Consider the following 24183-nt stretch of genomic DNA (forward strand, 5'->3'; position numbering starts at 1 on the left):
ACCAAAATTTATGCCTGAAATTAAAAAAACCCAGAATTGGCACCGAAACCAAAGTTATTTGCTCAAATTTCAGATGTTTCTGAAAAAGAAAACGCCTCATCTATAGAGATGAAGCGTTTTTATATTGTTTGTGCTACTATGTATTAGCTCTCTTGTTTGTTGTTTAATTCAGTGTTGTTAACCAACATAATTTGAGGTTCTTTTTGATCGTGGATGTTTAAAATTTTTAACGATTTTGACAAGCCGCAATTACTAGATCTCATAGAGCCGCAAGATATTGTACTTGCAGAAACAGCTACCATAATAATAAGCACTAATTTGAAATTCATTTTCTAACTTTTTTGATGTTACAAAAATAGTTAGAGTTAAAACCTTTAAGGTTAACTCAATGTTAACAAAAAGTTTCTTAATGATTATGATTCAGAAATAGCTGTTTTGTCTTTAAAAATTGACGTCGTGTTCGCTATTTCCTGTTGCACATTTTCTTTTTTGTTTGCTAGGCCACAGTCGCTACTTCTTCTTAAGGAGCCACATGAGAAACATGCAAATGAGATGACTAAAATAAGTATGTAGTTGAATTTCATAAATGAGGAGTTTCTTTTAAATTTGTTAGTTTTTCCAGTCTTCAATCCAGTTGCACATGACATCTACCCAGTCTTCGTTTTCGTTTAAACAAGGAATATGTTTGTAGGTTTTACCTCCTCCTTCTTTAAATTGCTCTTCGCCTTCCATGGCAATTTCTTCAAGGGTTTCTAGGCAGTCAGAAACAAAGGCAGGTGTAATTACGGCCATATGTTTTTTACCTTCTTCCTGAGGCAGTCTTTCGAATTCAAAATCGGTATAAGGTTTTAGCCAAGGGTCTCTTCCTAGTCTTGATTGAAAAGAGTTGCTATAGCTACCTTCTTTTAGGTTTAGTAATTTTGCAATTTCTTTGGTGGTTTCAAAACACTGATGTCTGTAACAAGTTGCATGTGCTTTAGAAGCAGTTTCACAACAAGATCCGTCTAATTTACAATGCGATTTTGTGGTGTCAGATTTTAAAATGTGACGTTCTGGAATTCCATGGTAAGAAAATAAAATATGATCGTAGTCAAATCCTTTCAAATGGTTTTGAATGTTTGTCGACATTACCTTGATGTAATCTGGTTGATTGTAAAAAGCAGGTAAAACTTCCGTTTTCATGGTAGGAAAGAATTTTTGTTCTACTTCTTTGGCTTTTTCCACCACTGTTTCAAACGAAGACATAGCATAGTGTGGGTATAGAGGTACTAAAAGTACTTCCGTTACTCCTTTTGCATGTAGTTTTTCGTAGCCTTCTTTGATGTTTCCCGATCCGTAGCGCATACCTAACTCAACAGGAATAGTTGCTTTGGCTTGAACTTTTTTATGAAATTTCTCAGAAATAACAATCAATGGAGATCCGTCTTCCCACCAAATTTTTTGATAGGCTTTTGCAGATTCTTTAGGTCTTGTGTTTAAAATAATTCCTTTGACAAGAATATTTCTCATGATGATGTTGGTGTCAATAACACGTTCATCCATTAAAAATTCTTTTAAATATTTTTTTACGTCTTTTGGTGATGGGCTATCAGGCGAGCCCAAATTCACTAGTAATACACCTTTCATTTAGTTATGGTCTTGTTTTGTAAATTGTTTTGGAGTAATTCCGAATTTCTTTTTAAATGCAGCAATAAAATGACTAGAATTGCTGTAGCCTATTTGCAATGCAACTTCAGATACATTCAATTTATTTTCTTCTAATAATTTTTTTGAATGCTCTAATTTATAATTCAATAAAAATGTGAATACAGGTGCTCCGTAGAATTCCTTGAATCCCATTTTTAGTTTTTTTATGTTTAAACCAACTGTTTTAGAAAGTTCTTCTAAACTTGGAGGGTTTGCCATGTTTTCAATAATAATATCCTTGGCTTTTTTTATCTGAGCAACAGTTTCTTCATTGGCCATAAACGGACAATGGTCTGATTCTGTTTCTTCAGAGGTATTGAAATACAAGCTCAGCAACTCGTAAATCTTCCCTTTTATATATAAGGACTGCAATGCTCCGTGTAGTTTTTTTGCTACAATTTGATTGAGAACAATTTTTAAGGAAGGAGCAATTACTTTTTCTTCAATAACAGGTCTGCCGCCTTTTATATTTTCAAAATTGAAAAAATAATCACCTTCACTAGCAAATAAAGAATGAAAAAAAGAAACAGGAATTAATAAGCCTAACATTTTGCTAGCAGCGGGTAGCTCAAAAAGAACATTCATCGTATCGTCTTTGAAATAAATCAGACCAGAATCTTCAGGAGACAAATAAATAGCACAATGCTCCATGTTAAAAGCAACTTTTATTTTGTCTTGCAAACTGAAATACAACTGAATATAATTACCGTTTAAAGTGTATTTAGTATATTCTGTTTCGTCGGAATTATTTTCTAAGTACAATAAGGAAAATTTTTCCTTTTCGTTGAAAAACTCAATGGAACTTTTATCGATGTTTTTGTATTTCAGCGTATCAAATTTCATTCGTGATATTTTATCATCAACACAAAAGTACAATAAAAATACCGATTATTAGTAGGGGTTTTAGGCAAGCTATATTTATGATTTATATCATGTTTTAATTGAATAAGAGATTTTAATATCTGTATCTTCGCTGTTTTTCAAGGGGTTAAGTTTGTTTGTAATGAGTCTAAATAGCTTGTGTTTTCCCAATGACGATATTTATAGTCCTTTTAACGTTGTTTTTATTGAAATGAAGGTGGTACTTTTGGCGTTGTTTACAAAATAAAAGATTTATTTTCTTTTATTTGAAATAAGAAAGAATCGAAATTTATTTGGATGAGTTTAGAAATTAAGAATAGAAAATTATACAATGTTGGCTTAAGTTATAAAAAAGCAGATGCTACAACTAGAGGAGCTTTCAGTATAACTAAAGAAAATCAAAAACTCTTGCTTAAAGATGCCAAAAATTTCGGTATTGATGGTGTGTTTGTACTTTCTACATGTAACAGAACGGAAATCATGGGCTTTGCTTACCATCCTTTTGAATTGATTTCCTTGTTGTGTAAATATTCTAGTGGAGAAATAGAAGACTTTGTCAGTGTGTCTAATGTTTATAAAGATAAAGACGCGATTCGCCATTTATTTAAAACAGCAACAGGATTAGATAGTCAAATTTTGGGCGATTATGAAATTGTTGGTCAGTTAAAAGAATCTTTTAAATTGGCACAAAAGCATAAAACCTTAAATGCCTATTTAGAGCGATTGATAAATTTGGTGCTACAAGCAAGTAAAAAGGTCAAAAACTCTACAAAATTAAGTTCAGGAACGACTTCAGTTTCATATGCAGCGGTGCAGTATGTAGTTGATAAAGTAGAAGATTATAGCAATAAAAATATTTTGGTGTACGGTTTAGGAGATATAGGGAAAAATACCTGTAAAAACTTAATTGAATATGCACAAAACAAAAATGTTACTTTAATAAATAGAACAGAAAGTAAAGCCAAGGAGTTTGTAAAAGAGCATCCTTTGGTAAAAGTAAGTTCATTAGATAAGTTGACAGAAGAAATTAGCAAAGCTGATATTTTAATTGTTTCTACGGGAGCAAATGTGCCTACGGTGACTTTAGATCATATTACGACAAAAAAGGAATTACTAATTTTGGATTTGTCTATGCCTGAAAATGTAGACCGAGCGGTTTTAGCTTTGGAAAGTGTATCCTTAGTAAATATTGATGAATTGTCTAAAATTACAGACAAAACTATTGAAGAACGACAAAAAGAAGTGCCAAAGGCAGAAGCCATTATTATGTCGCACAAAGCAGAATTTATTGAATGGTTAGATCATCGAAAATTCACACCGGCGGTCAATGCTTTGAAAGAATCTTTAATGACGATTCAAAATGATGAAATTGATTTTCAAAGTAAAAAGATAAAAGACTTTAATGCCGAGCAAGCAGAAGTGATTACTTCACGAATGATTCAAAAAATAACAACACAATTTGTAAAACATTTAAAAGCGGAAGATACTTCTGTAGATCAGAGTATTGAAGTGATTTCTAAAATGTTTGACATTGAAATTAACGAATAAAGGAACCTATTAAATGAGTAAAATTATTAGAATTGGAACTAGAAATAGTGAATTGGCGCTATGGCAAGCACATTTAGTTCAAAAATCACTGATTGATTTAGGTTACCAAACAGAAATTATTGAACTTTCCTCTATAGGTGATGAGGTATTAGATATTCCATTGCACCAAATAGGAAGTATGGGGGTGTTTACAAAAACCTTGGATGTGGCTATGTTACGTGGTCAAATAGACATTGCCGTACATTCATTAAAGGATGTGCCTACACAATTGCCCGAAACCATCGTACAGGCTGCTGTGTTAAAAAGAGCCGATGTACATGATGTTGTTGTGTACAAAGGAACAAAAGAAGAATTGGTTGCGGACGGAGCTACAATTGCTACAGGTAGTTTAAGAAGAAGGGCTCAATGGTTGCAAAAATATCCAACGCATCATTTAACAGATTTACGAGGGAATGTAAATACACGTTTGCAAAAGTTACAAGATAATAAATGGAACGGCGCAATTTTCGCAAAAGCAGGATTGGAACGTATCAGTTTGTTGCCAGAGAATCACTTAGTATTGGATTGGATGATTCCAGCACCTGCACAAGGAGCCATTATGATTACGGCTTTAGAAACTGACAAAGAAGTTTTAGATGCTTGTGCCAACTTACACCATGAAGAAACTGCTTTGTGTGTAAGAATTGAAAGAGATTTTATGAGAACCTTAGAAGGCGGTTGTACGGCTCCTATTGGTGGTTATGCTGAAATTAATGGCGATAGCGTTTCTTTTAAAGGATTGCTAAGTGCTATTGACGGTAAAGAACAAAAAGGAGTATTTAAGATCGCCAATTTAAATGAGGCTAAACGCTTAGGTGTTGATAGTGCGAAAGAAATTTTAGCCAACGGAGGGAAAGCTTTAATGGACGAAATAAAAAAAGTAGTTAAAAAATAGTCCATGAAAATTTTAGTAACTAAAAAACTAAATACCGAACAACGAAATCTATTAACCGATTTCGAGCTGGAAGAGGTTTCTATGATTGATATTTCTTTTGGAGAAAACTTTAAAGTTGAAGAAAAGGTTGAAATCGCTGTTTTTACGAGTGCCAATAGTGTTCGTTCTGTCTTTTCAGTACATAAAAATAATATTGCTCATTTTGATACTATTTATTGTGTAGGGCAAAAAACAAAATACTTATTAGAAGAGATTGGTTTGCAGGTTGCCTTAGTAGCAAATAATGCCATGGAATTGGCAGATGCACTAGCAGATCGGTTTTCTAAAGATGAAAATTCGTTGAAAGAAATTAGTTGGTTTTGTGGAAATCTTAGAAATAATGATTTGCCCGAAATAATGGCAGAGAATGGTGTTTTGGTAACCGAATATTTGGTATACGAAACAAAATATGTTCCTGTAAAACTAGAGACTATTTTTGATGCCATTTTATTTTTTAGTCCTTCTGGAGTTAGGAGTTATTTAAAAGAAAACAAATCAAATTCAAAACCTGTTATTTGCATTGGTGCTACTACAGCCATTGAGGCAATTCAGAATTTTGACAATGTATATATAGCGGATGACACAAGTGTTGAGTCCGTTTTAGAAAAAGTAAAAGAAGTACTAAATTCTGAAGAAAATGAATAGAACTAGACGTTTAAGAAAAACAGAAGGAATTAGAAGATTGGTTCAGGAAAACAAACTGACCATTGATGATTTGATATATCCTTTGTTTATTGAAGAAGGTGAAAATATTGAAAAAGAAATTGTTTCAATGCCGGGTATCAAACGTTTTTCTTTGGATAGAATTCATAAAGAATTAGATGAGGTGGTGGCCTTAAATCTACCTGCTGTTTTGTTATTCGGAATTCCTGCTGAAAAGGATGATGAAGGAACAGAGACATGGAATGATAATGGAATTATGCAACAAGCCATTCGTTATATCAAAAAGAATTATCCAAGTTTGTATGTCATTACAGACGTGTGTTTTTGTGAATATACAAGTCATGGACATTGTGGGATTATTCATGAAAATGATGTGGACAATGATGCTACTTTAGTGAATTTGGCAAAGCAAGTTATTTCTCATGCAAAAGCTGGGGTTGATATGGTAGCGCCATCAGGAATGATGGATGGAACGATTGCTGCTATTAGAGAAGCCTTAGATAATACAGGTTTTGCAAATTTGCCTATTATGGGGTATTCTGTAAAATATGCCTCGGCATTTTACGGACCGTTTAGAGATGCAGCAGATTCTGCCCCCACTTTTGGTGATCGAAGAACCTACCAAATGGATCCTGCTAATAGAGACGAAGGTTTGCGTGAAGCAACTTTTGATGATGAAGAAGGAGCCGATATTTTAATGGTGAAGCCAGCATTGTCTTATTTAGATATTATTCGCGATTTAAAGGATAAGTATGACAGACCAATTGCTTGTTACAATGTAAGTGGAGAATATGCCATGGTAAAGGCAGCAGCAGAAAAAGGTTGGATTGATGGAGAACGCGTGATGATGGAATCTTTATTGTCTATGAAAAGAGCAGGAGCAGATATTATCATTACCTATTTTGCTAAGGAAGTAGCTAAAGTGTTATTGAAACGTTGAATAGTTTAACTGTTTAAGATGTATTCAAATCAATTATATAAATTCAATTACACAATTTAGCAATAAAGAATAGTCAACGTCATTCCTGCGAAGGCAGGAATCTCAATAGTATGAAACAGTTTTATGTTTACATTTTAGCTAGTAAAAAAGAAGGTGTTTTATATATTGGTGTAACGAATGACTTAGAAAGAAGAGTTTTAGAGCATAAAACTAAAATAAATAAAGGATTTACTTCAAAATACAATATTGATAAATTAATGTATTTCGAGATTTTTAGTTCTATTGAAGCTGCTATTTTAAGAGAAAAGCAAATGAAAAAATGGAAACGAGAATGGAAGGTAAATCGGATTGTAGAAAATAATCCCAGTTGGGAAGATTTATCAAAAGAGTGGTTTAACTAAAAGATTCCTGCCTACGCAGGAATGACAACAATAGAGAATATGAAATTCAAACAGTCAGAAAAATTATACAAAAGAGGATTGACTAATTTAGTAGGTGCTGTAAATTCACCTGTGAGAGCGTTTGCTTCTGTAGGAGGTAATCCGTTGTTTATTGATAAAGCAAAGGGAAGTCAGATCAAAGATGTAGACGGAAATAAATATGTGGATTTGGTGCTTTCTTATGGACCAATGATTTTGGGACATAGAAACAAGAGAGTTGAAAAAGCAATTTCTAAAGCCTTAAAAAAAGGCTATTCTTTTGGCGCTTCCTCTGTTGGAGAAATCAAGTTGGCGAAGATTGTTTGTGATGCTTTTCCAGGAATGGATAAAGTTCGTTTTGTAAGTTCAGGAACTGAAGCTGTAATTAGTGCTATTCGCTTGGCAAGAGCCCATACTGGTTTTAGTAAAATAATAAAATTTTCTGGATGTTACCACGGACATATGGATGCTATGTTGGTAGCGGCAGGTTCTGGTTTGGCGACTTTAAGTATTCCAGGAAGTGCAGGTGTACCTGATGAAGCTGTTAAAAATACGTTGATTGCTGAGTATAATAATATCGAATCTGTAAAAAAACATTTAGAAGAAAATAGCGATGTAGCTGCTGTAATTTTAGAACCGGTTTCTGGAAATATGGGGGTTGTAAAACCTAGCGATGCTTTTATAAAAGAACTAAGAAAAATTACCAAAGAAAAAGGAGTTCTGCTTATTTGTGATGAGGTAATGACTGGTTTCCGATCTAAATTTGGAGGCGCTCAAGAGGTGTTAGGAATTGAAGCAGATATTACTTGTTTAGGAAAAGTAATTGGAGGAGGTTTTCCTGTTGGCGCTTATGGTGCTAGAAATGAAATCATGCAAAATGTATCTCCATTAGGAGCAATGTATCAAGCCGGAACTTTGTCAGGGAATCCTATTGCTATGGCAGCAGGTATAGCGACGTTAACGGAATTGAAGCGTCAAAATCCATATGATCAATTCAATGCTATTGCTGAAAAGATGGAAAACATCCTATTAAATGCAGCAAAGAAGCACAATGTGGATTTGGTAGTGAATCGTTTTGGTTCTATGATCAATCCATTTTTTACAAAAGAAAGTGTTTCTAATTTTGAAGAAGCACAAAAATCAGATACAGAAAAATTTGCAAAATTCTTTTGGGCAATGATTGAAAATGGAATTTTCTTACCACCGTCTCAATTTGAAGCTTGGTTTTTATCTTCAGCTTTATCAGATAAAGATTTGGAAAGATTTGAAAATGCTGTGGATAAGGCGATGGGAAAAGTAGCTCTTAGCCTTTAGTTGTTGGCTTTTGAAACCTAAACTATTGAACAATTCAATGGATGAGAAATTTTAGAAAATTAGATATTTGGAGGTCGGGAATTGAGCTAGTAAAAGCAATTTATGTTCTTGCTGAAAAATTACCAATCCAGGAAAAATATGGACTGAGAAGTCAAATTACTAGAGCGGCTGTTTCGATTCCTTCAAATATAGCCGAAGGTTCAAGTCGAAATAGTGAAATTGAATTTAAAAGATTTTTAGAAATAGCATTAGGTTCTCTTTTTGAATTAGAAACGCAAATCGTAATTATTGAAGAACTAAAGCTGATTGATAAAGTGGAGGTAATGAAAATATTGGAAATGCTAGATAAAGAAGGTAGAATGATTAACGGATTAATAACGAAAATAAAAAATAGCTAAGAGCCAAAAGCAAATAGCTAACTACCAAATACTAAAAAATGATAAAAAACGATTTATACTTAAGAGCCTTAAAAGGAGAAGTTGTAGAAAGACCTCCAGTTTGGATGATGCGTCAAGCAGGTAGGTATCTGCCAGAATTTCAAGAAATTAAAAAGAAGTATGATTTCTTTACTCGTTGTCAAACTCCTGAATTAGCGGCAGAAATTACGGTGCAGCCTATTCGTAGATATGGAATGGATGCAGCGATTTTATTTTCTGATATTTTAGTAATTCCACAAGCTATGAATATTGAAGTGGAAATGAAAAATGGAATAGGGCCTTGGTTGCCAAATCCAATTCGCTCAATGGCGGATGTTGAGAAAGTAATAGTTCCAGAAATTGACGAGACGTTAGGTTATGTGATGGATGCGATTAAGCTGACTAAAGAAATGTTGAATGATGACATTCCTTTAATTGGTTTTGCGGGTTCTCCATGGACGATCTTATGTTATTGTATACAAGGGCAGGGGTCTAAAAACTTTGACAAAGCAAAAGAATTTTGTTTTACGCAACCTTTAGCAGCACATATACTATTACAAAAAATTACAGATACGACCATTGCTTACTTAAAGAAAAAAGTAGAAGCAGGAGTAAATGCCGTTCAGGTATTTGACTCTTGGGGTGGGATGTTATCTCCAGTAGATTATCAAGAATTTTCTTGGCAATACATCAATCAAATTATTGAAGCATTGAAAGATGATGCTCCAGTAATTGCTTTTGGGAAAGGATGTTGGTTTGCTTTAGAAGATATGTCTAAATCAAATGCAGCCGCTTTAGGTGTAGATTGGACAATAACTCCAGAATGGGCACGTAAGTTAACAGGAGGAAATGTGACCTTACAAGGTAATTTTGACCCAACACGTTTATTTTCGCCACCGGCAGAAATTAAGAAACAAGTAAAAACAATGATTGATGCTTTTGGAAAAGACAAGTACATTGTAAACTTAGGGCACGGAATTTTACCAAATATAGGATTGGATAATGCGAAAGCATTTATTGATGCGGTAAAGGAATACAGTGTATAATGTAGTTCGTATTTGGTACGCTTCGCTTTTAGTGGTTAAATTCTAGCTGTTATTTCCAACTACCAACTACCAACTACCAACTACCAACTACCAAAAAGAATGAAAAAACAATTTTACGAATACATACAAAAGCTTCAAGACACCATTACTGCTAAATTAGAAGAAGTAGATGGCAAAGCCAAATTTGTTGAAGATTTATGGGATCGTCCAGAGGGTGGCGGAGGAAGAACACGTGTTATTGAAAATGGAAACGTTTTTGAAAAAGGTGGGGTAAATATTTCTGCTGTTGAAGGAGAATTACCTCAAGTGCTAAGAGATAATTTTGGAGTAAAAGAAGGAAATTTTTTTGCTTGTGGATTGTCTTTGGTATTGCATCCTAAAAACCCTATGGTGCCAACGGTACATGCAAATTGGCGTTATTTTGAAATGTATGATGAAAAAGGAAATATTGTTACCCAATGGTTTGGTGGTGGACAAGATTTAACTCCTTATTATTTATTTGATGACGATGCTATTCATTTTCATACAGTTTGTAAAAACGCATGCGATAAGCATAACAAAGAATTTCATCCAATGTATAAAAAACGTTGCGATGACTATTTTTGGAATGCGCATAGAAATGAAGCACGTGGTATTGGTGGTTTGTTCTTTGATTATTTAAAAGAAACAGAAGAAATCAGTCTGCAAGACAGGTATGATTTTGTTACAGAAATAGGAAATAGCTTTTTAGAAAGTTATGTGCCCATCGTAGAGAAAAGAAAAGAATTAGAATACAGTAAGTCACAACGTGACTGGCAAGAGATTCGAAGAGGTCGTTATGTGGAGTTTAATTTGGTACACGACAAAGGAACTTTATTTGGTTTGAAAACCAATGGCCGTATTGAATCTATATTAATGAGCTTACCGCCACATGTGCAATGGCATTATTGTCATGAACCTGAACAAGGAAGTGAAGAGGCCTATTTGGTTTCAGTACTTCAGAAACCAAAACAATGGATATAAAAAAGAGGATGCTAAATTTAGCATCCTCTTTTTTTATAATAGTTTTTGAAACTATTGTCTTGTGTAGACCTCAGTTTCAGGTTGGTCATCATCAATAAATGTAACCGTTAATTTGTTTTGATTTACAGAAACTGTTACAACAGTAACGTCATCACCATCGCCTCCTTCTCCAGGGAAAGTTACAGTCATTTTGTTGCCATTTAAAGTATATGTTCCAATTTGAGTGTTTGTTTCCGTTTCACCATCGTAGATATTGGTGCTAATAATGGATATAGTATTACTAGTAATTGTAAGAACGTTAGTAGTAGTGCTTTCAGCATCGGTAGATGTGTGAGACCAAGTTCCAATAAGGGAACTGTTACCGCTTTCGTTATCAAGATCATCGTTGTTGCTAGCGCAAGAAGTAAAAAATAATGAAGAGATTACGGTTAAAATCAGTAGTGCATTTTTCATAAAATAAAGGGTTTTAAGGTGAAAAATTAAATTTAGGTGTTTTGAGAAGAAAAGTATATACTCATTTATGAGTATATTTGATGAACCAGCTAAACTAGACTTGAATATATTGGTAGCTTAGATCTAGAAATGATTTGTGAAATGTTTTCATTCTAATGACTATATTTACTACCGATTAAAAAGGTGAATTCAAAACATAATTTTATTTATTATTTGATAATTTTCACAAACCTATTGAACATTGATTACTAGTTTTACTTCAAAATAAATCTTCACAATAAAAAGCACTAAAATGAAAAAACACATTGGTTTTCTGCTAATGATTTGTTTTATGGTAGCCTGTAATTCAAGTCAAAAGAAAAAAAAGGTAAAGAGTTCTTACAAGCATGAAATTGTAGCTCAAGAAGTGATTCAAGTTAGTGGCTATACGTATGTTCATTCTGAAGAAAATGGAAAAGAAATTTGGGTAGCAGTACCTTCATTTGACGGCAAAGTGGGAGAGATTTATTATTTTAATGACGGCCTTGAAATGTTTGATTTCAAAAGTAAGGAATTAAATAAAACTTTCAAATCTATTTATTTCTTGCAAAAAGTCTATACTAATCCGATAGTTAAAGCTGTTGTAAAAAAAACAAAGAACGCTTATACTCTAGTTTCAAAAAATAAAAAGAGCATATCTTTTGAAGACAAGAAAATAATAAAAATGGAAGCATCTAAGGGTGTTACTTCTATAGCGAGTTTATTTGAAGGATTGTCAAGGTTTGATGGCAAAAAAGTTAGTGTTAAAGGAAAAGTAACGAAATTCAGTGCGATGATTATGAATAAAAATTGGATTCACTTACAAGATGGATCTGATTTTGAAGGAGAGTATGATTTAACAATTACTACATTACAAGATTTCAAGGTCGGCGACATCGTATTGTTAGAAGGAGTCGTGGCTGTTGAAAAAGACTTCGGCTATGGATATAAATACAAGCTTATTTTAGAGGACGCTAAAGCGCTCGAAATGTAATTGGAATATTTTTCTTGTAGAATTTTGATTAGCATTAATTGGTATATTTCTTTAAAGACTAACTAATAAGTTTTCTGATCAATCCTTTAAAAATAAAACTATGAAAAGGCAAAACACTATACCAATACAATCTTCCCCATAAACCTTTGGGTCTGAAAACGGCACGTTGAAATAATTTATTTTTAACGATTTTAAATTCTAGCCAAGCTTCACCGGGTAGTTTCATTTCAGCATAAAGTAAAAGCCTTCCTTCATTTTTATTTGCGTAAATAACACGCCAAAAGTCTAAGGCATCTCCAGTTTGTAATTTTGTAGGATGTGTTCTTCCTCGTCTCAACCCAATGCCTCCAAATAATTTGTCAAGATAACCTCGAATTCTCCATAAATAATTCATACTGTACCAACCATTGCTTCCGCCCAATGCCCAAATTTTAGCAAGAGTACTTTCTCTATTGGAAATGTTTCTTGATTTTACATCTTTAAAACATCCATATTGTGGAATATTGATGTGTTTGGAAAGTTTTTGATTCAAAACACCACTAACCATAGAATCTTTCCAGCTTGAAATCAGGACATTTTGTTCAATGGTGTCAAAAGCTTTTTCCACGGCCGTTTTGTAAGAAATAGGATAAATTTCTAACAATTGTCCTACAGAATTCTCTTTTCCAATAATTTCAATTTTCATACTGTCTACTAATGAAGCCGCCAACCTAAAGGAGGTAGAAGTAACAAAATACAACCAATAGGAAGAAAGTTTTGGTGTCATTATAGGCACGGTGATAATAGTCCGTTTCAACCCACGGACTTCACTAAAAATAAGCAACATTTTTTTATAGGTCAATATTTCTGGTCCATAAATATCAAAGGAAACATTGTACAGTTCTTTTTTGAAAAGAGACTTGTTTAAAAACTGAACCACATCAGAAATACCGATGGGTTGGGTTTTGGTATTTAACCATTTTGGCGTAATCATGATCGGAAGCTTTTCTACCAAATCTCTAATAATTTCAAAGGATGCACTTCCACTTCCTACAATAATTCCAGCTTTTATGGTGGTCAGTGCATACTTTTTTGAAACCAGAATTTCTGCGACTTGTTTTCTTGAATTTAAATGTTTGGAAAGTTCTATGTCATTGGTAATTCCGCTTAAATAAATTACTTGTTGAATATTTGTTGCTTCTATTAGGGTTTTGAAATTTTCTGCACAAGTTTTTTCAAGACTGTCAAAGTCGGTGTTGTTTGACGACATAGAATGAATTAAATAATATGCCGCATCTATATTCTTTGGGAATTTTTCAATTTCAAAAGGCTTTAAAAAGTCAATTTCTAAAAAACTAATTTGAGGATTTTCTATATAGTTTTCAGGAATTCTTAACAAATCTCTTACACAACAAATAAGTTCATGTTGTTGTGATAACAATAATGGAATCAATCTTTTTGCAATATAACCCGTGGTTCCTGTAATTAAAATTTTCATAGGTTAATTAGAGTTTAAAGAAATGTTAGTTGTTTTAAATTTTTGGTCTTTGATAGGCAAATCTGCTTGTTTTGGTAGGAACTGTATAACCGTCTAAACCATTTATACAAGCAATTTTTCCTTTGGTTAAGTTAATGAAATAATCTTCCTCAAGGAGTTTTTTGTTTACATATAATTTTTCTACTTCTGCTAGTATCAATAGGGTTCCATTTCTTTTTATAGGATGTTCTTCCAAAAAACGCATGGCTAGTTGTATGGGTGCGTTTTTTACAAATGGTGCTTGGCAATTATCTTTATATTCTTCTTCAAAAATTGTTTTGTCAAATTCTGAAATTGCTTTGTCGTATTTTGCTGAAGTATGATGTGCATCCGCAAGAGTAGCTTCAAAAACAGGGTTTATCGTAAATACGCCTGTCGCTTTAATATTGTCGTAGGTATTTCTAGCTACTGTGGTAGGCCGTAACACAAATCCGTAAATGGCAGGGCTAGAACCATAATGTGTTACAGAACTAAATATGGCCAAATTGGCAATCCCTTCTTTTGATTTTGTTCCAATCAGGTTAGCCGATTTGTAACCTGTTGCTGAATTGATTAAATTTATTTTATGTAAATGCGGTAAATTTTCAATTTTATTTTTGTCGAAACTGATCATAATTGGGGGCTGTAGTTGTTTATTTTTACATTTTTTGCTTTTAGGTCGAACATTAAATTATACAAACCAAAAAAGGTTCTGTTAATGTAAATAAAATGCTTAGATCCTCTATTTCCGTTCATTTCTTTTAATTCTGCACTTTTGGCATATTTAGCTCCTAAGTCGGCAATTTTACCGAAGAAATCTGCATCTGAAAAATCAAAAGTTTCTTGTTGAAAGGGTTGTGTAAATAAGGTCAGCATTTCATAGAATAATTTTTTAAAGAAAACGATTTCCGCTGCACTATCATCAGGTCTTAAAATTTCCAATTCGTATAGTTTTTTCTCAAAATAAGCTGGATTCTCAATATTTTCTTTTTTAGCCAACTCAAAATACGGAATGTAAAACTCAACGGGAATGGTTTTCATGCAGCCAAAATCTATCACGATCAATTCTCCTTCTGTGTTCACTAAAAAGTTTCCAGGATGTGGGTCGGCATGTACCTTTTTTAAAGAATGAATTTGAAACATGTAAAAATCCCATAAAGCTTGACCTAGTTGATTCGATTTTTCTTGCTGAATTGGTTTTGCGGTGTATTCAGACAAATGAATACCGTGCATCCAACTCATGGTTAAAATTCTTTCCGAAGAAAATTCTTGATAGTAGCTAGGAAATTTCAAATTTGGAATGTGCGCACAGGCATTTGCAATTTCTTCGCTTTGTTGAAATTCTAAAATATAATCAGTTTCTTCTGTTAGTTTTTCTTCTACTTCTTTAAAATACCTGTCAGAATCTTTTCCTTGAATATTAAACATTCGCATGGCAATGGGTTTTACCAATGCCAAATCTGAAGAAATACTTTCGGCAATTCCGGGGTATTGTATTTTTACAGCTAGGGTTTCTCCATTTTTTTCTGCCTTATGAACTTGACCTATACTAGCCGCATTGACAGAATTTAAATTGAACTTGTCAAAAATTTCGGAAGGATGTTTTCCAAAATGGTTTTTGAAAGATTTTACAATTAAAGGAGCCGAAAGTGGAGGGACAGAAAATTGTGCCAATGAAAATTTTTCAACATAAGCTCTGGGCAAAATATTTTTTTCCATGCTCAGCATTTGTGCAACCTTTAAAGCACTTCCTTTCATAGTTTTCAAACCATCATAAATATCTTTAGCGTTTGATTCATCTAAGTTTTCTTGTGCTGTTGCTTCAGAATGCAGCAATTTATCACCATAATATTTTACATAATTCACCCCGACTTTAGCTCCTGTTTGTAGGAGTTTAGAAGCACGTTGAATTTTAGAGGTAGGAATTGTATTGATTGTTTTCATAATTGTTTACATTTTAAAATCCATTTTTTCTTTTAAAAGAAATTTCCCTAAGTCGATAAAACTTTTTACGGGTTGGGTATTGATGGCATCAAAAGTGGCATGTACACTTTTTTCAATGAAAATATCTGTTTTTTCAAAAGCTTTAGAATTATCTTCCATCCAAAATTTCAGAATCAATAATAACTGTATCCAAAAAAGTTCTTCGGTACCTTTGTCTTGAAACCTGCCAATTCTTTCTTCTTTAAAATCTATTTTTTCAATGGCTAGGCTTTTGATAAATTCATTAAAAAAGAATTTCAAGCCGGTTAATTTTTTTAACGATTTCAATTTGTTCTTGTCGTTATTCAAGGCAAAAACTACATACGATCTGTTGGCGGTTAGCACCTCTACAAACGTATAATAAAAACTGAGTAGCTTATTTCTAGCATCAAAATCTTTAAAGTCGATTGATTTTTCTAATAATTCTAAGGAATTCTTAAAGAACAAAGTGAATATTTCTTTCTCTATCTGCTCAAAAGAACTATAAAATCTATAAAATGTGCTTTCCTCTATGTGTTGGTCTTTTGCAAATTTGTAAACAGATTCTGGATGGTGTCCTTTTGTCAAAACAAAATCCATATACTTCGTAATCAGTTCATTTTCTGTAATTTCTTTTTTTGTCTCCATGATTTCTATTTTCTACAAAAGTACAAAATGTTTAACTTAAAATTAGTTTAGTTAAACAAAAATTGTAAATTTACATTTTGAAACTTAAAAAGAACATGTATAATTTAAAGCAAATGGAAATGAAAACAATTGTTATTATTGGTGGAAGTAGCGGTATTGGTAGGGCTTTAGTTGAATTGGAGTTGAAAAAAAACAAAGTAATTTGTATACAACGGAACCCTATAGATTTAGAGCATAACAATTTAGTTCAGTATCAACGAGATGTTATGGAAGATGAATTGCCAAATTTTGAACAGGTAGATGCTTTGGTGTATTGTCCGGGAAGCATTAACTTAAAGCCAATTAATCGTTTGACAACAGAAGATTTTTTACAAGATTATCAGATTAATGTTATTGGAGCTGTAAAAGTTGTACAAAAATATTTGCCTGCTTTAAAAAGTTCAGTAAGCCCTAGTGTCTTATTTTTTAGTAGTGTTGCTGTACAGATGGGAATGCCTTTTCATGCAAGTATTGCGGCAGCAAAGGGGGCTATTGAAGGTTTGGTAAAATCATTGGCTGCAGAGTTGGCACCCTTAATTTGTGTAAATGCTATTGCGCCTACATTGACAAATACCGCTTTAGCTGCTAAATTGTTAAGGAATGATCGATTGAAAGAAATGAGTGCGGAGCGACATCCTTTGAAAAAATATTTAGAACCGGAAGAAGTTGCTGAAATGGCAAGCTTTGTCATTTCTGAAAAATGCCGCTCAATGTCGGGACAAATTTTTCAAATGGATTGTGGAATAGGAACTTTAAAAATATAAATATGTTTGGAATTTTTAAGAAGAAAACAAAATTAGAATTGCTTCAAAAAGAATATGAAAAATTAACACAAGAGACTTTTGTGCTTTCTAAAACGAGTAGGGCAGAAGGTGATAAAAAATTTGCTGAAGCTGAATTGGTATTAAAGAAAATTAAGGAGGAACAAGAAAAATAGTAAAGTATGTCTAGTAAAAAGCCTGATAATATTGTTTTTAATGAAGAAACTCAAAGCTATGATGCTTCATTAAAATCATACGGAACAAATGTAGGTGCCCCAGCCATAGAAATGGTTGATACGGTAGCTTGGAAAAATAGATTTATCCATGAAATAAACGCACAGTTTAAGTCTAAATACCAAGAATTAAAAACAGCATTAAAACAGCTTTCAGAAGAATTTGAATACAATAATTTGGTGTATGCTTCAAAATTTAATTTTGAGCCCATCGTTGGAAAAACCTATCATTTGTATAAAAATGCTAATAACGAATCTTTTTTGTCTATTATAGCTCCTCAAGAATGTAATTTTGAGTTTTTAGGAAGTTTCTATTTGAACAGTGATAAAATGTGGAAAAAACAATAAAATGAAAACAGCTTTATATAGTATTTTGTTTTTAGTCTTAAATTTTGGAGCCTTGGCCTTAGGGGCATGGCTTATGAATTCTGGACCAACATCAGCTTGGTATCAAAATTTAAACAAAGCTCCATGGACTCCACCGGGTTGGGTTTTTGGTGTGGCATGGTCTCTTATTATGCTGTGTTTTTCGGTATTTATGACACGTTTGGTTTTGCTAAAATCGAGTTTAAAAATTGCTTTGCTTTTTGGATTGCAATGGGGGTTAAATGTTTCATGGAATTTTTTATTTTTTAATCAGCATGAAGTGGTTTACGGACTCGTTGTTTTATTCGGATTGGCATCAATAATCACTTATTTTATGGTGAGTTGTACTACTACAATGAAAAACTACCGCTTTTTTATAGTCCCTTATTTTTTGTGGTTGCTTGTGGCAATTTCTTTAAATAGCTATGTTTTGTTTTATAATTAATAGTTAAAGCATTGGTTTTTAGTTGGTTTTACTTGATGTTGATGCATTGTAAATCCGGCTATTTTTATGCTTTATTTTTCTTAAATTTGCACTCGAATAATAGGCTAAATCCAAAGTAAAAAAATGGCAAGATTTGAACTGAAACTTCCTAAAATGGGAGAAAGTGTAGCAGAAGCAACAATTACTTCTTGGTTAAAAGAAGTAGGGGATACAATTGAGATGGACGATTCGGTAGTAGAAATAGCTACGGATAAAGTCGATTCAGATGTGCCTTGTGAAGTAGCTGGTACTTTGGTTGAAATTCTTTTTGAAAAGGATGAAGTTGTTAAGGTTGGTGAAACCTTAGCAATTATAGAAGTAGACGGAGAATTAGAGGAAGTTATAACGCCAGAACAAATAAACGTTTCCGAAGAAATATCAGAAGCGGTTCACGAGGTTGAAAAACAAATTGAAAAAGCTGTTTCCGTAACAAAAACAGCTGTTGTAGGTATCGTAAGCGAAAATCGTTTTTACTCTCCGTTGGTTAAAAATATGGCTTCGAAAGAAGGTGTTAAGCAAAGTGAATTGGATGCTATCCCTGGTACGGGATTGGACGGAAGAGTGACCAAAGCAGATATGTTACTTTACTTGAAAAAACGAGTAACGAAAGTTGTTCCTGATATAGCCAATTCTTCAAATTCACAAGCCAAACCAAATGTAGTTCCGTTGACTTTAAATGGAGAAGATGAGTTGATTGAGTTAAGTAGAATGGGAAAAATGATTTCCGATCATATGATTCATTCGGTACACAAATCGGCACATGTACAATCATTTATAGAAGTTGATGTGACCAATTTAGTTGCCTGGAGAACAAAAGCAAAAGATGAGTTTCAAAAAAGAGAAGGTGAAAAATTAACTTATACACCTGTGTTTATGATGGCCGTTGCGGCAGCAATCAAAAAATATCCTTTGGTAAATTTATCGTTTGATGGAGATAAAAAAGTAGTCATTCGAAAAAATATTAATTTAGGAATGGCAGCTGCACTAGGCGATGGGAATTTAATTGTTCCAGTTATTCATAAAGCTGATGAATTGAACCTGGTGGGTATGGCTAAAATTGTCAATGATTTGGCAGGACGAGCAAAAATAAACAAGTTAAAACCCGATGAAATTCAAGGAGGAACCTATACGGTTACCAATGTGGGTGGATTTGGAAGTTTGTTTGGTACACCGATTATCAATCAACCAGAAGCGGCAATTTTAGCGCTTGGAGCTATCCGCAAAGTACCTGCCGTTTTAGAAACGCCAGACGGAGATGTGATTGCAATTCGTCAAAGAATGTTCTTATCACATTCTTATGATCATCGTGTAATTAATGGTGCTCTTGGAGGTTTATTTATTAAATTTATTAAAGATTATTTGGAAGCTTGGGAGGTAGATGCTCCTTATTAAGAATAAATAGACCCTAATTAATTTTTGAGCTTATTTTTGTTAGGCTTTTATAATTCTATCGACTTAGCATTTGTCTTATATTTAAATAAATTACAATGAAAAATAAGTTTCTGTTTTTAATCATGGTCTTTTTATTTTTTATGAATAGTATGCAGTCGCAAAATTTCGACAAGCAACTAAAATCAGGAGAACTAAAAGTAGCCTATTTTGCAAGTGGTTGCTTTTGGTGTGTTGAGGCTATTTATGAAAGTATCAAAGGAGTAGAAGAAGTAGTTTCAGGTTATGCGGGTGGACATACCATAAATCCAACCTATGAATCTACAGGGACTGGGAAAACAGGACATGCAGAAACGGTTGCTGTTTATTACAATCCAAAAATAGTCACATATATTAATTTGGTTCGTGCCTATTATGGTTCTCAAGATCCCACTAGTTTTGGACAAAAGCCCGACTTTGGTTCTGCTTACCGGTCGTTAATTTTTTATCAAAATAACCACGAAAGAGAAGTCGCTCAAAAATATTTTGATGGCCTGAATACGCAATATGACGGAAAGGTAGCTACAGAAATAGTTCCTTTTAAGAAATTTTATAGAGCAGAAGAATACCACCAAAATTTTGAAAAACTACATCCAGATCATCGTTACATTCAAGGGGTTTCTATTCCAAGATTGAATCGTTTTAAAAAGGCTTTTCCTGAATTATTGAAGTAGTATTCATCTTATAGATATTCATTTGGCGCTCCAAGATATTTCTACCTATACTTACAAAAATATATTTTCTTTACGTGCTGTTCAATTTGAAAAAGCTTGTGTTGTTTCCAAACCTGAAAAAGTAGTAGATTATGCTATTTTCTGGGTAAAAGAAGGAAAAGGAACCTATCATATAGATTTTAAAAAGTATGATTTTGAGGGGAATGTGTTGTTCTTTTTATCGCCAGGACAAGTTTTTTCTGTAGAAACAGAAAGTATAAAAGTTGCCTATCAACTAAGTTTTGTCAAAGATTTTTATTGCATTGAAACACACGATAAAGAAGTTTCTTGTAATGGAGTGCTGTTTAATAATATGCACGAAGCTCCTTTGGTTCAACCAAACTTAAAAGAAACAGCAAAGCTTGAATTTATTATTGCTAATTTAATCGAAGAATTTACCTCTTCAGATACGGCTCAATACGATATGTTGCATGCTTACTTAAAGCAGTTTATAGTCAGTTCTGTCCGGATAAAAAAGGAATTTCATCCATTAAAAAATGATGAAGAATCTAAACTTTTTAAAGATTTTAGTTTGTTGGTAGATAGTAATTTTACAAAACTGCATGCCGTTTCAGATTATGCAACTAAGTTGGGGGTTTCACCAAAATCACTGACTAAAAATTTTCAAAAATACAAGCTCGGTACTCCTAGCGATTTTATTAAGAATAGAATTGTGTTAGAAGCAAAACGCCAGTTGAAATATACAGATACTTCTGTTAAAGAAATTGCTTATAATTTAGGATTTTCGGATCCTGCCTATTTTACAAGATTCTTTACTAAAATTGAAAACACTTCACCAAAACAATTTAAGAAGAGTCTGTAGGAATTTTAATTTTGCTATTCGTTTTACATAAAAAATGTCATGTCCAATACATAGGAACCTTTGTCCATTTTTTGAAGTGCAAAACCGTCGCATCTTTGTATCAGAATAGTAATCATATAAAAACGATACACATGAAAACAGTTAAAAATTTAATTTTAGGAATCTTTTTAGTAGCAACTTCTTTCGCAGCAAATGCACAAAAAAATGTTGTAAAAACAGTAGCTTTAGAACAAACAAAAGGAGAATTTACACAACAATCTATTACGCTTAGTCCTGGCGATTATGTTTTTGAAATTGCAAATAACGGAATTGATCACGAGGTTGGTTTTGTTTTGGCACCTAAAGGAAAAACAGATCAAGCTCATCATATTAAAAATGCCTATGTGACGTCTACAGTAAAAAAAGATTCGAAATCAAAATCGAAAGTTGTGAGCTTAGAAAAAGGAGAATACACGTATTTCTGTCCTTTAAATCCAACACCACAATATACACTTATTGTAAAATAAGAAATTTCTAAAATTTTAAAAACCCACTTGATAGAAAAATCTTTCAAGTGGGTTTTTTTATGAGGTTTTGCGAATAGATGATAAAATAATTAATCTTTAAGGAGAGTGTGAAATAATTAATTAAGAAAAAGGTTGGCGTGTCTACTCGAGCGGAGTCGAGAGGTTTGTATTTATTGAAAATTATCAATAAAAATGAGGTCTCGACTCCGCTCGACCTGACATCTAAGGAAAAATTAATATTTATTTAGAATAACTTCCATTTCTTGTTGTAATTCATAGGCTTTTTGTGTGGCGACTGTAGCAAAATCTTTCGCTGCACTTGCGTAAATAATTCCTCTTGATGAATTGATTAAAAGTCCAATATCTTCATTCATACCAAACTGGCAAACGTTTTGTAAATTCCCACCTTGTGCACCCACTCCTGGAACTAATAAAAAGTGATTCGGAACAATTTCACGAATACCTTTAAAATATTCTGCTTTGGTTGCACCCACTACATACATCAACTGTTCGTTGTTTTTCCAAGTCAAGGATTGCTTTAAAACATTTTGGTATAATTTTTCTTCAGAGATCAAATCTTGCGCTTGAAAATCCAATCCACCTTTGTTAGAAGTCAAGGCCAACATAATTGTAAATTTATCTTCAAAGGCTAAAAAAGGTTCAACAGAATCGCTTCCCATATAAGGAGCAACTGTTACAGAGTCAAAATTTAAATTTTCGAAAAAAGCTTTGGCATACATGGTAGACGTATTTCCAATATCTCCACGTTTTGCATCTGCAATGGTAAAAATTTCAGGGTGCTTTGCATTTAAGTATTGAATTGTTTTTTCTAAAGATTTCCATCCTTCCAATCCGTAACACTCATAAAAAGCAGTGTTGGGTTTGTAGGCAACAGCTAAGTGATGTGTTGCATCAATAATTTGTTTGTTAAATTCGAAAATTGGATCCTCGGTGTCTAACAAATGTTTTGGAATTTTATTGATGTCTACATCCAAACCAATACATAAAAATGATTTTTTTAATTTGATTTGCGCTATAAGTTCTTGTCTTGTCATGCTGTTTCCTTAAAATAATAAAGTTGCGCAAAAATAATCTTTTAGAAGCTCTCACAAAAATTAATCTTTGAATTTATAGTAGGTACTACTTTTGAAAGTTTATTCTCCGCTCAAAAAAGAAGGGGAACAACAAATAAAGCTATGGGTATTGTTTATATTTGCCCAAGTCGTTTTGTTTTAGCGACAGCCATCGATACTAAAAAATACATGCTTCAAAATATTTTCAATAAAATACTATACGGAATACTCACTTTGTTTGGCGTGGTAACAGTAGTGTTTTTATTGTTTAATGTGTTGCCAGGTGACCCAGCAAGTATGATGCTAGATGAACGTCAAGACGAATCACAATTGCAGGTTATTCGGCAAAAATATGGTTTTGATAAACCGATGCATATTCAGTATTTGTATTATATAAACGACTTATCACCACTTTCTTTTCATAGTCAGAAAACAGCACATTACACCAAATTAGACTCAGGTAAATATGCCGTAGGCGCAAAGCTATCTATAGGAACTGTGGATGTTGTTTTGAAAGCTCCATATCTGAGACAGTCTTTTCAAAAAAACGGAAAATCGGTGAGTAGCATTATTTCAGAAACCTTACCAAATACCGCAATTTTGGCAGTGTCTGCTATAGGTATAGCCTTAATTTTAGGTGTTTTATTTGGCATATTGACAGCACTTTACAAGGATACCTTTTTCGATAGATTTGTTGCCATTGTCAGTACTATTGGAATGAGCGTGCCTTCTTTTTTATCGGCTATTGTTTTTGCTTGGTTGTTTGGATTTGTGTTGACAGAATACACAAATTTAAATATGACAGGTAGTTTGTACGAAGTAGATGATTTTGGTGAAGGGGTTTATTTGGAATGGAAAAACTTGGTATTACCTGCCATTGTATTAGGAATAAGACCTTTAGCAGTAGTCATACAATTAATGCGAAATTCACTGTTGGAAGTTTTGGATATGGATTATATAAGAACTGCCAAAGCAAAAGGGTTGAGTAATTTTCAAGTAATCCGAAAACATGCTTTAAAAAATTCTTTAAATCCAGTAGTTACCGCAATTTCAGGTTGGTTCGCTTCCATGTTGGCAGGAGCCGTTTTTGTAGAGTATATTTTTAACTGGAATGGCTTAGGAAAAGAAATAGTGGATGCGTTAAATACTTTAGATCAGCCGGTAATTATGGGAGCTGTTTTAATCATCGCAAGTCTTTTTATTGTCATTAATATTTTGGTAGATATGATTTATTCTTGGTTAGATCCTAAGGTTCGCCTCAGTTAATACTATAATTAGTGAATTAAAGACTTCATTTTAACCCATTTGTTATTCGAAAA

General features: G+C 33.1%; 29 protein-coding genes. 19 read left to right on the forward strand and 10 right to left on the reverse strand.

Annotated elements, in window-relative coordinates; genetic code table 11:
* Positions 1-143: 143 nt before the first annotated feature.
* From FGM02_RS14715 to FGM02_RS14725, 4 genes are all read right to left on the reverse strand, one after another.
* On the reverse strand, positions 144-329 hold the full coding sequence (locus tag FGM02_RS14715) for a hypothetical protein (protein WP_139959260.1): 186 nt from the start codon (positions 327-329) through the stop codon (positions 144-146).
* An 84-nt stretch (positions 330-413) separates the two neighbouring features.
* The gene (locus FGM02_RS18220; RefSeq protein WP_208021524.1) at positions 414-584 is read right to left on the reverse strand and encodes a hypothetical protein; all 171 of its coding nucleotides are present in this window, start codon (positions 582-584) and stop codon (positions 414-416) included.
* A gap of 25 nt (positions 585-609) precedes the next feature.
* On the reverse strand, positions 610-1626 hold the full coding sequence (gene hemH, locus FGM02_RS14720; protein ID WP_139959261.1) for a ferrochelatase: 1017 nt from the start codon (positions 1624-1626) through the stop codon (positions 610-612).
* The gene (locus FGM02_RS14725; RefSeq protein WP_139959262.1) at positions 1627-2529 is read right to left on the reverse strand and encodes a helix-turn-helix domain-containing protein; all 903 of its coding nucleotides are present in this window, start codon (positions 2527-2529) and stop codon (positions 1627-1629) included.
* Positions 2530-2844: 315 nt separating this feature from the next.
* On the opposite strand from FGM02_RS14725, the gene hemA reads away from it, so the two are divergent.
* From hemA to hemF, 9 genes are all read left to right on the forward strand, one after another.
* Positions 2845-4095: a glutamyl-tRNA reductase gene (gene hemA, locus FGM02_RS14730; protein ID WP_139959263.1), complete on the forward strand. Its 1251-nt coding sequence runs from the start codon at positions 2845-2847 to the stop codon at positions 4093-4095.
* A 13-nt stretch (positions 4096-4108) separates the two neighbouring features.
* On the forward strand, positions 4109-5029 hold the full coding sequence (gene hemC / locus FGM02_RS14735; RefSeq protein ID WP_139959264.1) for a hydroxymethylbilane synthase: 921 nt from the start codon (positions 4109-4111) through the stop codon (positions 5027-5029).
* A gap of 3 nt (positions 5030-5032) precedes the next feature.
* Entirely contained in the window at positions 5033-5713 is a 681-nt protein-coding gene (locus FGM02_RS14740) for a uroporphyrinogen-III synthase (protein ID WP_139959265.1), read from the forward strand.
* Entirely contained in the window at positions 5706-6671 is a 966-nt protein-coding gene (gene hemB / locus FGM02_RS14745; RefSeq protein ID WP_139959266.1) for a porphobilinogen synthase, read from the forward strand. The genes FGM02_RS14740 and hemB overlap by 8 nt, the downstream gene beginning before the upstream one ends.
* 110 nt (positions 6672-6781) lie before the next feature.
* On the forward strand, positions 6782-7072 hold the full coding sequence (locus FGM02_RS14750) for a GIY-YIG nuclease family protein (protein ID WP_139959267.1): 291 nt from the start codon (positions 6782-6784) through the stop codon (positions 7070-7072).
* Between the two features lie 39 nt (positions 7073-7111).
* Entirely contained in the window at positions 7112-8404 is a 1293-nt protein-coding gene (hemL, locus tag FGM02_RS14755; protein ID WP_139959268.1) for a glutamate-1-semialdehyde 2,1-aminomutase, read from the forward strand.
* A gap of 41 nt (positions 8405-8445) precedes the next feature.
* Positions 8446-8802, forward strand: a complete 357-nt coding sequence (locus FGM02_RS14760; RefSeq protein WP_139959269.1) for a four helix bundle protein — start codon at positions 8446-8448, stop codon at positions 8800-8802.
* Between the two features lie 38 nt (positions 8803-8840).
* Positions 8841-9866, forward strand: a complete 1026-nt coding sequence (gene hemE / locus FGM02_RS14765; RefSeq protein WP_139959270.1) for a uroporphyrinogen decarboxylase — start codon at positions 8841-8843, stop codon at positions 9864-9866.
* A gap of 99 nt (positions 9867-9965) precedes the next feature.
* Complete coding sequence (gene hemF, locus FGM02_RS14770; protein WP_139959271.1) at positions 9966-10868, forward strand: oxygen-dependent coproporphyrinogen oxidase; 903 nt, start codon at positions 9966-9968, stop codon at positions 10866-10868.
* A gap of 51 nt (positions 10869-10919) precedes the next feature.
* Here the strand turns inward: hemF and FGM02_RS14775 are convergent, their stop codons facing one another.
* Positions 10920-11321 carry a lipocalin family protein gene (locus FGM02_RS14775; RefSeq protein WP_139959272.1) on the reverse strand — a complete coding sequence of 134 codons (402 nt, stop codon included), beginning with the start codon at positions 11319-11321 and terminating at the stop codon, positions 10920-10922.
* Between the two features lie 292 nt (positions 11322-11613).
* Here FGM02_RS14775 and FGM02_RS14780 point away from each other — a divergent pair, with 292 nt between their 5' ends.
* The gene (locus FGM02_RS14780; protein ID WP_139959273.1) at positions 11614-12333 is read left to right on the forward strand and encodes a DNA-binding protein; all 720 of its coding nucleotides are present in this window, start codon (positions 11614-11616) and stop codon (positions 12331-12333) included.
* Between the two features lie 58 nt (positions 12334-12391).
* On the opposite strand, the gene FGM02_RS14785 is transcribed toward FGM02_RS14780, so the two are convergent.
* The 4 genes from FGM02_RS14785 to FGM02_RS14800 are packed head-to-tail and all read right to left on the reverse strand — an operon-like array spanning position 12392 to position 16438.
* A complete protein-coding gene (locus FGM02_RS14785; RefSeq protein ID WP_139959274.1) occupies positions 12392-13810 on the reverse strand; it encodes an SDR family oxidoreductase in 1419 nt (472 codons plus the stop codon).
* Between the two features lie 34 nt (positions 13811-13844).
* Positions 13845-14462 (reverse strand): flavin reductase family protein, encoded by a 618-nt coding sequence (locus FGM02_RS14790; protein ID WP_139959275.1) that lies wholly within the window; start codon positions 14460-14462, stop codon positions 13845-13847.
* Entirely contained in the window at positions 14459-15772 is a 1314-nt protein-coding gene (locus tag FGM02_RS14795) for an ABC1 kinase family protein (protein WP_139959276.1), read from the reverse strand. The genes FGM02_RS14790 and FGM02_RS14795 overlap by 4 nt, the downstream gene beginning before the upstream one ends.
* A gap of 6 nt (positions 15773-15778) precedes the next feature.
* Positions 15779-16438: a TetR family transcriptional regulator C-terminal domain-containing protein gene (locus FGM02_RS14800; RefSeq protein ID WP_139959277.1), complete on the reverse strand. Its 660-nt coding sequence runs from the start codon at positions 16436-16438 to the stop codon at positions 15779-15781.
* Positions 16439-16557: 119 nt separating this feature from the next.
* On the opposite strand from FGM02_RS14800, the gene FGM02_RS14805 reads away from it, so the two are divergent.
* The 8 genes from FGM02_RS14805 (at position 16558) to FGM02_RS14840 (ending at position 21791) form a co-directional block, all read left to right on the forward strand.
* Positions 16558-17241 (forward strand): SDR family oxidoreductase, encoded by a 684-nt coding sequence (locus FGM02_RS14805; RefSeq protein ID WP_139959278.1) that lies wholly within the window; start codon positions 16558-16560, stop codon positions 17239-17241.
* Positions 17242-17243: 2 nt separating this feature from the next.
* A complete protein-coding gene (locus FGM02_RS14810; RefSeq protein ID WP_139959279.1) occupies positions 17244-17414 on the forward strand; it encodes a Lacal_2735 family protein in 171 nt (56 codons plus the stop codon).
* Between the two features lie 6 nt (positions 17415-17420).
* Positions 17421-17819 (forward strand): DUF2452 domain-containing protein, encoded by a 399-nt coding sequence (locus tag FGM02_RS14815; RefSeq protein WP_139959280.1) that lies wholly within the window; start codon positions 17421-17423, stop codon positions 17817-17819.
* 1 nt (position 17820) lies between these two features.
* A complete protein-coding gene (locus FGM02_RS14820; RefSeq protein ID WP_139959281.1) occupies positions 17821-18282 on the forward strand; it encodes a TspO/MBR family protein in 462 nt (153 codons plus the stop codon).
* 123 nt (positions 18283-18405) lie between these two features.
* A complete protein-coding gene (locus FGM02_RS14825; RefSeq protein WP_139959282.1) occupies positions 18406-19713 on the forward strand; it encodes a dihydrolipoamide acetyltransferase family protein in 1308 nt (435 codons plus the stop codon).
* A 95-nt stretch (positions 19714-19808) separates the two neighbouring features.
* On the forward strand, positions 19809-20423 hold the full coding sequence (msrA, locus tag FGM02_RS14830; protein WP_139959283.1) for a peptide-methionine (S)-S-oxide reductase MsrA: 615 nt from the start codon (positions 19809-19811) through the stop codon (positions 20421-20423).
* 22 nt (positions 20424-20445) lie between these two features.
* A complete protein-coding gene (locus FGM02_RS14835) occupies positions 20446-21285 on the forward strand; it encodes an AraC family transcriptional regulator (protein ID WP_139959284.1) in 840 nt (279 codons plus the stop codon).
* 131 nt (positions 21286-21416) lie between these two features.
* Positions 21417-21791, forward strand: a complete 375-nt coding sequence (locus tag FGM02_RS14840; protein ID WP_139959285.1) for a cupredoxin domain-containing protein — start codon at positions 21417-21419, stop codon at positions 21789-21791.
* A 233-nt stretch (positions 21792-22024) separates the two neighbouring features.
* Here FGM02_RS14840 and pyrF read toward each other — a convergent pair whose 3' ends face one another.
* Positions 22025-22846, reverse strand: a complete 822-nt coding sequence (pyrF, locus tag FGM02_RS14845) for an orotidine-5'-phosphate decarboxylase (protein WP_139959286.1) — start codon at positions 22844-22846, stop codon at positions 22025-22027.
* Between the two features lie 207 nt (positions 22847-23053).
* Between pyrF and FGM02_RS14850 the strand changes: the two genes are divergently transcribed.
* Positions 23054-24130, forward strand: coding sequence for an ABC transporter permease (locus FGM02_RS14850; protein WP_139959417.1), 1077 nt, complete (start codon positions 23054-23056; stop codon positions 24128-24130).
* Positions 24131-24183 lie beyond the last annotated feature (53 nt).

The organism is Flavicella sediminum, from assembly GCF_006381105.1.
Lineage (GTDB): Bacteria > Bacteroidota > Bacteroidia > Flavobacteriales > Flavobacteriaceae > Flavicella > Flavicella sediminum.